At 65.7% G+C, this 12,570-nt stretch carries 10 protein-coding genes; 5 read left to right on the forward strand and 5 right to left on the reverse strand.

The genetic code is table 11. The features are described 5' to 3' along the window. The 4 genes from ttgB (at position 1) to K2O50_RS21345 (ending at position 7,364) form a co-directional block, all read left to right on the forward strand. Positions 1-3,153 carry a multidrug efflux RND transporter permease subunit TtgB gene (gene ttgB, locus K2O50_RS21330; protein WP_050703921.1) on the forward strand — a complete coding sequence of 1,051 codons (3,153 nt, stop codon included), beginning with the start codon at positions 1-3 and terminating at the stop codon, positions 3,151-3,153. Beyond that, on the forward strand, positions 3,150-4,595 hold the full coding sequence (locus tag K2O50_RS21335) for an AdeC/AdeK/OprM family multidrug efflux complex outer membrane factor (RefSeq protein WP_050703920.1): 1,446 nt from the start codon (positions 3,150-3,152) through the stop codon (positions 4,593-4,595). Before ttgB ends, K2O50_RS21335 begins: the two co-directional genes overlap by 4 nt. Before the next feature lie 319 nt (positions 4,596-4,914). Then, on the forward strand, positions 4,915-6,168 hold the full coding sequence (locus K2O50_RS21340; protein WP_050703919.1) for an OprD family porin: 1,254 nt from the start codon (positions 4,915-4,917) through the stop codon (positions 6,166-6,168). A 212-nt stretch (positions 6,169-6,380) separates the two neighbouring features. Next, entirely contained in the window at positions 6,381-7,364 is a 984-nt protein-coding gene (locus K2O50_RS21345) for a LysR family transcriptional regulator (RefSeq protein WP_050703918.1), read from the forward strand. Here K2O50_RS21345 and K2O50_RS21350 read toward each other — a convergent pair. Next, positions 7,264-7,950, reverse strand: a complete 687-nt coding sequence (locus K2O50_RS21350) for a Crp/Fnr family transcriptional regulator (RefSeq protein WP_050703917.1) — start codon at positions 7,948-7,950, stop codon at positions 7,264-7,266. The genes K2O50_RS21345 and K2O50_RS21350 overlap by 101 nt on opposite strands. Positions 7,951-8,042: 92 nt before the next feature. On the opposite strand from K2O50_RS21350, the gene K2O50_RS21355 reads away from it, so the two are divergent. Beyond that, positions 8,043-8,567 (forward strand): DUF962 domain-containing protein, encoded by a 525-nt coding sequence (locus tag K2O50_RS21355; RefSeq protein ID WP_050703916.1) that lies wholly within the window; start codon positions 8,043-8,045, stop codon positions 8,565-8,567. A gap of 142 nt (positions 8,568-8,709) precedes the next feature. Here the strand turns inward: K2O50_RS21355 and pcaC are convergent, their stop codons facing one another. Genes pcaC through K2O50_RS21375 form a run of 4 tightly spaced genes read right to left on the reverse strand, consistent with a single transcriptional unit; the run spans position 8,710 to position 12,568 of the window. Then, entirely contained in the window at positions 8,710-9,102 is a 393-nt protein-coding gene (gene pcaC, locus K2O50_RS21360) for a 4-carboxymuconolactone decarboxylase (RefSeq protein ID WP_050703915.1), read from the reverse strand. 10 nt (positions 9,103-9,112) lie between these two features. Continuing rightward, on the reverse strand, positions 9,113-9,904 hold the full coding sequence (pcaD, locus tag K2O50_RS21365; protein WP_050703914.1) for a 3-oxoadipate enol-lactonase: 792 nt from the start codon (positions 9,902-9,904) through the stop codon (positions 9,113-9,115). A gap of 12 nt (positions 9,905-9,916) precedes the next feature. Further along, entirely contained in the window at positions 9,917-11,269 is a 1,353-nt protein-coding gene (locus K2O50_RS21370; RefSeq protein WP_050703913.1) for a 3-carboxy-cis,cis-muconate cycloisomerase, read from the reverse strand. Between the two features lie 9 nt (positions 11,270-11,278). Further along, positions 11,279-12,568: an MFS family transporter gene (locus K2O50_RS21375; protein ID WP_050703912.1), complete on the reverse strand. Its 1,290-nt coding sequence runs from the start codon at positions 12,566-12,568 to the stop codon at positions 11,279-11,281. Positions 12,569-12,570 lie beyond the last annotated feature (2 nt).

A 12,570-nucleotide genomic window follows, 5' to 3' on the forward strand; every position in this document is an offset into this window, starting at 1 on the left:
ATGTCGAAGTTCTTTATCGATCGCCCGATCTTCGCCTGGGTGATCGCCCTGGTGATCATGCTGGTCGGCGCCCTGTCGATCCTGAAGCTGCCGATCAACCAGTATCCGAGCATCGCCCCGCCGGCCATCGCCATCTCCGTGACCTACCCGGGCGCCTCGGCGCAGACCGTGCAGGACACCGTGGTGCAGGTGATCGAGCAACAGCTCAACGGTATCGACAACCTGCGTTATGTGTCGTCGGAAAGTAACTCCGACGGCAGCATGACCATCACCGCCACCTTCGAGCAGGGCACCAACTCCGACACCGCGCAGGTCCAGGTACAGAACAAGCTGAACCTGGCCACCCCGCTGCTGCCGCAGGAAGTGCAACAGCAAGGTATCCGCGTCACCAAGGCCGTGAAGAACTTCCTGCTGGTGATCGGCCTGGTGTCCGAAGACGGCAGCATGAGCAAGGACGACCTGGCCAACTATATCGTCTCCAACATGCAGGACCCGATCTCGCGGACTGCGGGCGTCGGTGACTTCCAGGTGTTCGGTGCGCAGTACGCCATGCGTATCTGGCTGGATCCGGCCAAGCTGAACAAGTTCCAGCTGACTCCGGTCGACGTGCGTACCGCCGTGGCCGCGCAGAACGTCCAGGTCTCGTCCGGCCAGCTCGGCGGCCTGCCGGCACTGCCGGGTACCCAGCTCAACGCGACCATCATCGGCAAGACCCGCCTGCAGACCGCCGAGCAGTTCGAGAAGATCCTGCTCAAGGTCAACAACGACGGCTCCCAGGTACGCCTGGGCGATGTCGCCACGGTCGGCCTGGGTGGCGAGAACTACGCCATCAGCGCCCAGTACAACGGCAAACCGGCCTCGGGCCTGGCGGTCAAGCTGGCCACCGGCGCCAACGCCCTGGACACCGCCAAGGCGCTGCGCACGACCATCAGCGACCTGGAGCCGTTCTTCCCGCCGGGCGTGAAGGCCGTGTTCCCGTATGACACCACGCCGGTGGTCACCGAATCGATCAGCGGGGTGATCCACACCCTGATCGAGGCCGTGGTCCTAGTGTTCCTGGTAATGTACCTGTTCCTGCAGAACTTCCGCGCCACCATCATCACCACCATGACCGTGCCGGTGGTGTTGCTGGGTACCTTCGGCATCCTTGCCGCCGCGGGCTTCAGCATCAACACCCTGACCATGTTCGCCATGGTCCTGGCCATCGGCTTGCTGGTGGACGACGCCATCGTCGTGGTGGAGAACGTCGAGCGGGTGATGTCCGAGGAAGGGTTGCCGCCCAAGGAGGCAACCAAGCGCTCCATGGAGCAGATCCAGGGCGCCCTGGTGGGTATCGCCCTGGTCCTGTCGGCGGTACTGCTGCCGATGGCCTTCTTCGGCGGTTCCACCGGTGTGATCTATCGCCAGTTCTCCATCACCATCGTCTCGGCCATGGGCCTGTCGGTGCTGGTGGCGCTGATCTTCACCCCGGCCCTGTGCGCCACCATGCTCAAGCCGCTGAAGAAGGGCGAGCACCATGTGGCCAAGCGCGGCTTCTTCGGCTGGTTCAACCGCAACTTCGACCGCAGCGTCGTCGGCTACGAACGCAGCGTCGGCACCATCCTGCGCAACAAGATCCCGTTCCTGCTGGCCTACGCCCTGATCGTGGTCGGTATGATCTGGCTGTTCGCCCGTATCCCCACCGCGTTCCTGCCCGAGGAAGACCAGGGCGTGCTGTTCGCCCAGGTGCAGACCCCGGCCGGCTCCAGTGCCGAGCGCACCCAGGTGGTGGTCGACCAGATGCGTGAGTACCTGCTCGACAAGGAAGCCGACACCGTGGCATCGGTGTTCACCGTCAACGGCTTCAACTTCGCCGGTCGTGGCCAGAGTTCGGGCATGGCGTTCATCATGCTCAAGCCGTGGGACGAGCGCTCGAAGGAGAACAGCGTGTTCGCCCTCGCCCAGCGCGCGCAGATGCACTTCTTCAGCTTCCGCGACGCGATGGTGTTCGCCTTCGCCCCGCCGGCGGTACTCGAACTGGGTAACGCCACCGGCTTCGACGTGTTCCTCCAGGACCGCGCCGGCGTCGGCCACGCGAAACTGATGGAAGCGCGCAACCAGTTCCTGGCCAAGGCCGCGCAGAGCAAGATCCTCAGCGCCGTGCGTCCGAACGGCCTGAACGACGAGCCGCAGTACCAGCTGACCATCGACGACGAACGCGCCAGTGCCCTGGGCGTGACCATCGCCGACATCAACAACACCCTGTCGATCGCCCTGGGCGGTAGCTACGTCAACGACTTCATCGACCGCGGTCGGGTCAAGAAGGTCTACATCCAGGGCGAGCCAAACTCGCGGATGAGCCCGGAAGACCTGCAGAAGTGGTACGTGCGCAACGGCAAGGGCGAGATGGTGCCGTTCTCCTCCTTCGCCAAGGGCGAATGGAGCTATGGCTCGCCGAAGCTGTCGCGCTACAACGGCGTTGAAGCGGTCGAGATCCTCGGTACCCCGGCCCCGGGCTACAGTACCGGTGAGGCCATGGCCGAAGTCGAGCGCATCGCCGGCGAACTGCCAACCGGCATCGGCTACTCCTGGACCGGCATGTCCTACGAGGAAAAGCTCTCCGGTTCGCAGATGCCGGCGCTGTTCGCCCTCTCGGTGCTGTTCGTGTTCCTGTGCCTGGCGGCGCTGTATGAAAGCTGGTCGATCCCGATCGCGGTCGTGCTCGTGGTACCGCTGGGCATCATCGGTGCCCTGCTCGCCACCAGCCTGCGCGGGTTGTCCAACGACGTGTACTTCCTGGTCGGCCTGCTGACCACGATCGGCCTGGCGGCGAAGAACGCCATCCTGATCGTCGAGTTCGCCAAGGAGCTGCACGAGCAAGGCCGCAGCCTGTACGACGCGGCGATCGAGGCGTGCCGCATGCGTCTGCGCCCGATCATCATGACCTCGCTGGCGTTCATCCTCGGCGTGGTACCGTTGACCATCGCCAGCGGCGCCGGCGCCGGTAGCCAGCACGCCATCGGTACCGGCGTGATCGGCGGCATGATCAGTGCGACCGTGCTGGCCATCTTCTGGGTACCGCTATTCTTCGTCGCAGTGTCGTCGCTGTTCGGCAGCAAAGAGCCGAAAGAACACGCCACCCCTGAAACTCCACGTTATGAGGCTGGGCAATGACCAAGTCTTTGTTGTCCCTGGCGGTAACCGCCTTCATCCTCGGCGGCTGCTCGCTGATCCCCGACTACCAGACGCCCGAGGCGCCGGTGGCCGCGCAGTGGCCGCAAGGCCCTGCGTACTCGCCGACCGAGTCGGCCAACGTCGCCGCTGCAGAACAGGGCTGGCGCCAGTTCTTCCACGACCCGGCGCTGCAGCAGCTGATCCAGACGTCGCTGGAAAACAACCGCGACCTGCGCGTCGCGGCATTGAACATCGACGCCTACCGCGCCCAGTACCGCATCCAGCGCGCCGACCTGTTCCCGGCCGTGTCGGCCAATGGCAGCGGCAGCCGCCAGCGTGTGCCGGCGAACATGTCGCAGACCGGTGAGGCGAACATCACCAGCCAATACTCGGCCACCCTGGGTGTCAGCGCCTACGAACTGGACCTGTTCGGTCGCGTGCGCAGCCTGACCCAGCAGGCTCTGGAAACCTACCTGTCCAGCGAGCAGGCGCGCCGCTCCACGCAGATCAGCCTGGTGGCCAGCGTGGCCAACGCCTACTACACCTGGCAGGCCGACCAGGCGCTGCTGAAGCTGACCGAAGAAACGCTCAAGACGTACGAAGAGAGCTACAACCTGACCCGCCGCAGCAATGAGGTGGGTGTGGCCTCGGCACTTGACCTGAGCCAGGCCCGCACCGCCGTCGAAGGCGCGCGGGTCAAGCTGTCGCAGTACCAACGCCTGGTCGCCCAGGACCTGAACAGCCTCACCGTGCTGGTGGGTACCGGCGTGCCGGCCAACCTGCCCAAGCCGCTGGAGCTCAATGCCGACCAGCTGGCCGAAGTGCCGGCGGGCCTGCCGTCCGACATCCTGCAGCGCCGTCCGGACATCCAGGAAGCCGAGCACCTGCTCAAGGCCGCCAACGCCAACATCGGCGCCGCCCGCGCCGCGTTCTTCCCAAGCATCAGCCTGACCGCCAACGCCGGTACCCTGAGCCCGGACATGGGCGGGCTGTTCAAGGGTGGCTCGGGCACCTGGTTGTTCCAGCCGCAGATCAACCTGCCGATCTTCAATGCCGGTAGCCTCAAGGCCAGCCTGGACTACTCGAAGATCCAGAAGGACATCAACGTCGCCAAGTACGAGAAGACCATCCAGACCGCCTTCCAGGAAGTCGCCGATGGCCTGGCCGCACGCAAGACGTTCGAAGAGCAGCTGCAGGCGCAACGCGACCTGGTGGCGGCGAACCAGGACTACTACCGACTGGCCGAGCGCCGCTACCGCATCGGTATCGACAGCAACCTGACCTTCCTCGACGCCCAGCGCAACCTGTTCAGCGCCCAGCAGTCGCTGATCGGTGATCGCCTGTCGCAGCTGGTCAGCGAGGTCAACCTGTACAAGGCCCTCGGTGGCGGCTGGTACGAGCAGACCCAGCAGCAGGCCTCGATCCAGACGCCGAAAGGCTGATTGGACCGGTAACGCATCAAGCCCACCCTTGCGGTGGGCTTTTTGTTGCCGGTACGGGCCTCATCGCGGGGCAAGCCCGCTCCCACGTTGCTCTTCAACCTGAGGTATCCGTGGGAGCGGGCTTGCCCCGCGATACCAGTCAGCCAACATTACGTTCGATAATCGCCCCATTCCGCGTTCCACGAATTGCCTCGCCCCCACCCTCCCCCGCACCATCGCCCACGCAACGTTGCACAAGCTCTCTCTTAAGACGCCCGACCCTGCGGCCCGCACCCGCAGCGCCCCGGCTCGCCCAATAAAAACAAGAGATCCACGACAGATGAGCACTTTGCAACCCGCACGCCAGCTGCTGCCGGGCCTGTTGGCCCTGTCCTGCGCCTTGCCCGCCGTCGCCGCCGAAAGCGGCTTTCTGGAGGACGCCAAGGCCAGCCTCAACCTGCGCAACTTCTACATCAACCGCAACTTCGTCGACCCGGCCAACCCCCAGGGCAAGGCCGAGGAATGGACCCAGAGCTTCATCCTCGACGCCCGTTCCGGCTTCACCCAGGGCACCGTCGGCTTCGGTATCGACGTGCTGGGGCTGTACTCGGTCAAGCTCGACGGTGGCAAGGGCACGGCCGGCACCCACCTGCTGCCGGTGCATGACGATGGCCGCCCGGCCGATGATTTCGGCCGCCTGGGCGTGGCGCTGAAGGCGCGCCTGTCGCAGACCGAACTCAAGGTCGGCGAGTGGATGCCGGTGCTGCCGATCCTGCGTTCGGACGATGGCCGCTCGCTGCCGCAGACGTTCCGCGGCGGCCAGCTCACCTCGAAGGAGATCGACGGCCTGACCCTCTATGCCGGCCAGTTCCGCGGCAACAGCCCGCGCAACGACGCGAGCATGGAAGACATGTTCATGCAGGGACGCGCCGGCATCACCTCCGACCGCTTCAACTTCGCCGGTGGCGAATACAGCTTCAACGACAAGCGCACGATGGTCGGCCTGTGGGACGCCCGCCTCAAGGACATCTACCGCCAGCAGTACCTGAACCTGGTGCACAGCCAACCCTTGGGCGACTGGACCCTGGGCGCCAACCTGGGCTACTTCCTCGGCAAGGAAGACGGCAGCGCCCGCGCCGGCGACCTCGACAACCGCACCGCCTCGGCCATGCTCTCGGCGCGCTACCAGGGCCACACCTTCTACGTCGGCCTGCAGAAGGTCAGTGGCGATGACGCCTGGATGCGGGTCAACGGCACCAGCGGCGGCACCCTGGCCAACGATAGCTACAACGCCAGCTTCGATAATGCCAAGGAGCGCTCCTGGCAGGTGCGCCATGACTTCAACTTCGTCACCGTGGGCATCCCCGGGCTGACCCTGATGAACCGCTACATCAAGGGTGACAACGTGCATGCGGGCGGGGTGGACGATGGCAAGGAGTGGGCCCGGGAGACCGAGCTTGCCTATGTAGTGCAGGCAGGGACCTTCAAGGACCTGTCGGTGAAATGGCGCAACTCGACCATGCGCAGGGATTTCAGCAGTAATGCGTTCGACGAGAACCGGTTGATCGTCAGCTATCCGCTCAACCTGCTTTAGCAGGTCTGGCCTCTTCGCGGGTAAACCCGCTCCCACAGGGACAGCACAGCCTTGGAGTCCAGTGTTATACCTGTGGGAGCGGGTTTACCCGCGAAGAGGCCGGTGGCCACACTAAAGAATCTAAAGGAATATATAAATCAAATAACATTCTTTGACGTTATATATGGCAACCCGCTAAAACCGAGCCCTGATCCCCGCACCAGAGCCCGAGCATGGACCTCCGCCAACTGCGCTATTTCATCGCCCTCACCGAATACCGCAGTTTCGTCCGCGCCGCCGAAGCCATGGGCATCACCCAACCCGCCTTCAGCCGCGCCATCCAGAACCTCGAACAGGCCTTCGGCTGCGCCCTGGTCGATCGCGCCAACAAGTCACTGCGCCCAACTCCCGAGGGGCAAGTGGTACTGCAACACGCCCGCCGCCTGGTGCAAGGCGCCGCGCAGTTGAACAACGAAGTGCTGCAGATGACCAAGCTCGATGCCGGCGAACTGCATTTCGGCAGCGGCCCGGCCCTGGCCGTGCGCCTGGTGCCCCAGGCCCTGCAACACTTCATCGAGCGCCATCCAGGCATCCGCACCGCGCTGCTGGTGGACAACGCCGAACGCCTGGGCCAGGCCCTGCGGCGCGAGCAGATCGAGTTCTTCGTCGATGATGTGCGCCCCTTCGAGGCCGATCCTAACTTCCACACCGAAGCGCTGACCCCGCGCCCCGGCCTGTTCTTCTGCCGCCCGGGGCACCCATTGCTGGCCAAGGACAGCCTGTCGACCAACGACCTGTTCGCCTACCCATTGGCCAGCGCGTTGCTGGCACCGGGCGTGCGCAAGCGCCTGGCCAACCTCAGCGGACGCAGCGACTTCATCCCGCACCTGCAGACCGAGCATCTGGCGGTGCTGCGCAGCGTGGTGCTGGCCAGCGATGCCATCGGCACGGCCAGCGAGGAAGCAGTGGCCGAGGACCTGGCCGCCGGCGACCTGGTGCGCCTGCACTGGCGCAACCTGCCCCCGGGCCTGGAGGTGCTCAGCGTATGCTGCGGGGTGATCAGTCGCAGCGGCTATCGCCTGTCACCGGCGGCGCGGGCGATGATCGACACCCTGGTCAGCCTGGATGCTGCCCCATCGCCCGCAGACGCCGGGCATCGAGAATCTCCACCTCGCCATAGCCCAGGCGTACCACGCCGGACTGCTCGAGGCTCCTGAGGATCTGGTTGATGGTCTGGCGCGACAGCGACAACATCAGGGCAAGCTGTTCCTGGGACACCTGCAGCCGCCACTGGGCGACATCGCGCTCACCGTAGCCTTCGGCCATCTGCAGCAGACGCTGGGCCACCCGCGGCGCGGCGGCCAGCAGGCTCTGCTGCTCCAGGGCAACGAACACCCAGCGCAACTTGTGGCTCATCAGCAACGCCAGCTCACGCCAATGCACAGGCTCGCGCGCCAGCCACTCGAGCAGCGGCGCCTGGGGGATCCACAGCAGGCGCGTCGGCCCTTCGGCATAGGCGTCGTGGGTACGCGGCTGACCGTCGAACAGACTGATCTCACCAAACCAGTGGGGTGACTCGACCAGCGTCAGCAGTGCCTCCTTGCCCTCGCTGCTGACCGCGCCGACCCGCATCGCCCCCTCGAGCACCGCATACAGGCCACAGGGCGCATCGCCGCGCTGGAACAGGCATTGCCCCGGCGCCAGCTCGCGCGCACGGCCCAGGGCCAGCAGGCTATCCTGAACGGTAGCGGGCAATTGCCGGAACCACTGGCCATGCAGCAGCTGGATACGCGGGTCGTGCATGGCGCCTCGCAAAACGAACTCTGTCGGCCAGGCGACAGACGACGGTGACTGAACAGGGGCAAGCTGCGCTCACCCCTGATGGAGGAACAACAATGAAAAACCTCGTCGAGCACCTGAGTCAATACGCGGCCTACCACCGCGATCCGCGCAACATCGCCACCCACTTCATCGGCATTCCGCTGATCGTGCTGGCCGTGGCCATCCTGATGTCGCGTCCCGGCTGGGACCTGGCCGGCATCTGGCTGTCGCCGGCGCTGTTGCTGGCGGGCTGGTCGGTGTGGTTCTACCTGCGCCTGGACCTGCGCTTCGGGCTGCTGATGGGCCTGCTGCTGGGGCTGTGCCTGTGGGCCGGCCAGGCACTGGCCGTGCAGGGCACCGGGCTGTGGCTGAGCGCCGGGCTGGGGGCGTTCGTGGTGGGCTGGATCATCCAGTTCATCGGCCACTGGTACGAAGGGCGCAAGCCGGCGTTCGTCGATGACCTGAGCGGGCTGATCATCGGGCCGCTGTTCGTGGTGGCTGAGCTGGCGTTCATGGCCGGGTTGTGCCCTGAGCTGAAAAAGGCCGTGGAGGCCAATGCCGGGCCGGTGGCCATCCGCCAGAAGAAAGCGGCGATCTGACCCCACCTTGAGGCCTGTAGGAGCGGCCTTGTGCCGCGAATGGGCCGCAAAGCGGCCCCGCCAGCTTCAGCGTCCCCCGCGATGGGGCTGCTGCGCAGCCCATTCGCGGCACAAGGCCGCTCCTACAGGGAAGCATGCAAGCCTACAGCCGCGACTCCACCCCCAACTCATCCCACACCGACTCGGCCAGGTGGAACGTGGCGTTGGCCGCCGGGATCCCGCAGTAGATCGCGCTTTGCATGATCACCTCCTTGATCTCCTCCCGCGTCACGCCATTATTGGCGGCGGCGCGCAGGTGCAGCTTGAGCTCTTCATTGCGGTTCATGCCGATCAACATGGCGATGGTGATCAGGCTGCGGGTATGCCGCGGCAACCCCGGACGCGTCCAGATATCGCCCCAGGCGTGCCGGGTGATCATCTCCTGGAACTCACCGTTGAAGTCATTGAGTTTCTCCAGGCTGCGGTCGACATGGGCGTCGCCCAGTACCGCGCGGCGCACCTGCATGCCCGCCTCGTAGCGTTGTTTCTCGTCCACGGTGTACTCCTCAGCGGCTCGACAGAAAGTCGAGCACACGGCGGCTGAACGGCGCGCCTATCTCGACATTGGACAGGTGCGCCGCCGCAAACTCGACGTACTCGGCGCCGAGGATCCCGGCCTGCATGAAGCGACCGTGCTCGGGGGTGGTCACCGCATCGGCGGTGCCAGCAACAATCAGGGTCGGCACCTGGATATGGTTGAGCTGGTCACGGAAATCGGCATCGCGCACCGCGGCGCAATTGGCCGCGTAGCCCTCCGGCGAAGTCTGCGCCAGCATCTGGCAGATACGCAGGGTGCGCTCCGGCTCGGCGGCGGCGAACGCCGGGGTGAACCAGCGAGCGATGGACGCATCGCGCAAATCGGCCATGGCCTGTCGGCCGCCCGCAAGCACGGTGTCGATGCGGGTATTCCACACCTCGTCGTTGGCGATCTTCGCCGCAGTGTTGCACAGGGTCAGGCTGAGCAGGCGGTTACCCGCGTTGATGCCCAGCCACTGACCAATCAGGCCGCCCATGGACAGGCCGATGAAGTGGGCCTTCTCGATATCCAGGGCATCGAGCAAAGCCAACACGTCGCCCCCCAGTTGCTCGATGCTGTAGGGGCCCTCAGTGACCAGCGAACCGCCATGCCCCCGGGTGTCATAGCGCAGCACACGGAAATGCTCGGCCCATGCCGGGACCTGCGCATCCCACATGTGCAGGTCAGTGCCCAGCGAGTTGGACAGGACCAGCACCGGCGCATCGGCCGGACCGTCGAGTTGGTAATGCAATGCGCCATCGGCCAGTTGCAGGTGCGCCACAGCGGTCTCCTTTCAGGCAGTGAATCGTTGATGTTCGGCCACGGCGCGTGCCACCCAGACACGGGCCTGGCCGAGGTAATGGGCAGGGTCGAGCAGACGGTCGAGTTCGTCAGCGGACAGTTCGGCGCTGACCTGCGGTTCGTCGCCGAGCACGGCACGCAGGTGGCGCCCCTCGGCCACGGCGCGCTGGCAGCATTGCTCCAGCAGGTGATGGGCACGCTCGCGCCCCAGGCGCTGGGCGAGCACGATACTGACCGCCTCGGCCAGCACCAGGCCCTGGGTCAGGTCCAGGTTGCGGCGCATGCGGGCGGCGTCCACCTCCATGCCCTCGGCGATCAGCTGCGCCTGGCGCAGGGCGCCGGAGACCAGGCAGCAGATTTCCGGCAGGGTTTCCCATTCGGCGTGCCAAAGGCCAAGGCTGCGCTCGTGCTCCTGAGGCATGGCGGCGAACAGTGTCGAGACCAGTCCCGGCACGCGGGTGGCGGCACCGATCAGCACCGCCGCGCCCACCGGATTGCGCTTGTGCGGCATGGTCGAAGACCCGCCCTTGCCCGGCGCGCCGGGCTCGAACAGCTCGCCCGCCTCGGTCTGCATCAACAGGCTGACATCCCGGCCGAACTTGCCCAGGCTGCCGGCGACCAGGCCCAGTACCGAGGCGAATTCCACCAGGCGGTCCCGCTGGGTGTGCCACGGCTGTTCGGGCAAGGACAGTTTCAACTGCGCGGCCAGGGCCTCGGCCACCGGCAAGGCCTTGCTGCCCAACGCCGCCAGGCTGCCGGAGGCGCCGCCGAACTGCAGCACCAGCAGGCGCGGGCGCAGCTCCTTGAGCCGCTGACGATGACGAGTCAGGGCGCCGAGCACACCGGCCAGCTTCATCCCCAGCGTCACCGGCGTCGCATGCTGCAGCCAGGTACGCCCCACCAGCGGCGTGTCGGCATGCTGCAACGCCTGGCGGGCCAGGGTGTCGGCCAGCTTGCCGAGGTCACGGTCGATCAGCCCCAGGGCGTCACGCAGTTGCAGCACCAGGCCGCTGTCCATCGCATCCTGGCTGGTGGCGCCGAGGTGCACGTAGCGCTCGGCCTCGGGCACGCCGCTGGCAACCACCTTGCCCAAGGCCTTGACCAGCGGAATCGCCGAGTTGCCAGCGGTGGCGATGGCATCGGCCAGGGCACGCGCGTCGTAGCGCTCGGCCTTGCAGGCCGCCTCGATGGCGCTCACCGCCGTGTGCGGCACCAGTCCGGCACCCGCCTCGGCGCGGGCCAGGGCGGCTTCGAAATCGAGCATGCCCTGCAGCCGGCCACGGTCGGAGAAGATCTCGCGCATCGCCGGCGCGGTGAAGTAGGCATCGAACAGTTGGTTGCTCATGCAACGTCCTTAGTGGTCATGGTGCAGATACGCCGCCTGCTTGGGCAGGCGCAGGCTGAACAGGAAGGCCACCGCCATCATCGCGGTCACGTACCAGTAGAAGGTGTTCTCCATGCCTAAGGTTTTCAAGCCCAGCGCCACGTATTCGGCGGAGCCGCCGAACACCGCGTTGGCCACCGCGTAGGCCAGCCCCACCCCCAGCGCACGGACCTGTGGCGGGAACATCTCGGCCTTCACCAGGCCGCTGATGGAGGTGTAGAAGCTGACGATGCACAGCGCCAGGGTCACCAGCACGAAGGCCATGAACGGGCTGCTCACGGTCTTCAGCGCCATCAGCAGCGGCACGGTGAAGAGCGTCCCGAGGGCGCCGAACAGCAGCATCGAATTGCGTCGGCCAATGCGGTCGGAGAGCATGCCGAACACCGGCTGCAGGATCATGAACAGGAACAGCGCGCCGGTCATGACGAAACTGGCGCTCTTGGCGTTCATGCCGGCGGTGTTGACCAGGTACTTCTGCATGTAGGTGGTGAAGGTATAGAAGATCAGCGAGCCACCGGCGGTGTAGCCCAGCACGGTGATGAAGGCGGCGGCATGATTACGGAACAGTCCGCGGATGGTACCGGCCTCCTTGTCCTGACGGGTCTCGGCGCTGCTGGTCTCCTTCAGCGAGCGGCGCAGCATCAGCGAGATCAGCGCGGCGATGGCACCGACCACGAACGGGATGCGCCAGCCGTATGCCCGCAGCTCCTCCTCGCTGAGCAGCTGTTGCAGGATCACCACCACCAGCACCGCCAGCAACTGGCCGCCGATCAGGGTGACGTACTGGAACGAGGCGAAGAAGCCGCGCTGGCCGCGCAAGGCCACTTCGCTCATGTAGGTGGCGGTAGTGCCATACTCGCCGCCCACCGACAGGCCCTGGATCAGCCGCGCCAGGAGCAGCAGCGCCGGCGCCCAGGCGCCGATGCTGGCGTAGGTGGGCAGGCAGGCGATGATCAGCGAGCCGCCGCACATCATCAGTACCGAGATCATCAGCGAATTCTTGCGCCCGTGGCGGTCGGCCAGGCGGCCGAAGATCCAGCCACCGATAGGGCGCATCAGGAAGCCCGCGGCGAACACGCCGGCGGTGTTGAGCAACTGCACGGTGGGGTCGTCGGAGGGGAAGAAGGCCGGGGCGAAGTAGATCGCGCAGAAGGCGTAGACATAGAAGTCGAACCATTCCACCAGGTTGCCCGACGAAGCGCCGACGATGGCGAAGATCCGCTTGCTGCGTTCTTCACCGGTGTAATAACTGGAAGTCATGG

It is taken from the genome of Pseudomonas sp. 2hn, from assembly GCF_019646095.1.
Lineage (GTDB): Bacteria > Pseudomonadota > Gammaproteobacteria > Pseudomonadales > Pseudomonadaceae > Aquipseudomonas > Aquipseudomonas peradeniyensis.

Coding starts and splice junctions, on each gene's coding strand:
- ttgB (WP_050703921.1), top strand. CDS start 1: ATGTCGAAGTTCTTTATCGATCGCCCGATCTTCGCCTGGGTGATCGCC.
- K2O50_RS21335 (WP_050703920.1), top strand. CDS start 3,150: ATGACCAAGTCTTTGTTGTCCCTGGCGGTAACCGCCTTCATCCTCGGC.
- K2O50_RS21340 (WP_050703919.1), top strand. CDS start 4,915: ATGAGCACTTTGCAACCCGCACGCCAGCTGCTGCCGGGCCTGTTGGCC.
- K2O50_RS21345 (WP_050703918.1), top strand. CDS start 6,381: ATGGACCTCCGCCAACTGCGCTATTTCATCGCCCTCACCGAATACCGC.
- K2O50_RS21350 (WP_050703917.1), bottom strand. CDS start 7,950: ATGCACGACCCGCGTATCCAGCTGCTGCATGGCCAGTGGTTCCGGCAA.
- K2O50_RS21355 (WP_050703916.1), top strand. CDS start 8,043: ATGAAAAACCTCGTCGAGCACCTGAGTCAATACGCGGCCTACCACCGC.
- K2O50_RS21370 (WP_050703913.1), bottom strand. CDS start 11,269: ATGAGCAACCAACTGTTCGATGCCTACTTCACCGCGCCGGCGATGCGC.
- K2O50_RS21375 (WP_050703912.1), bottom strand. CDS start 12,568: ATGACTTCCAGTTATTACACCGGTGAAGAACGCAGCAAGCGGATCTTC.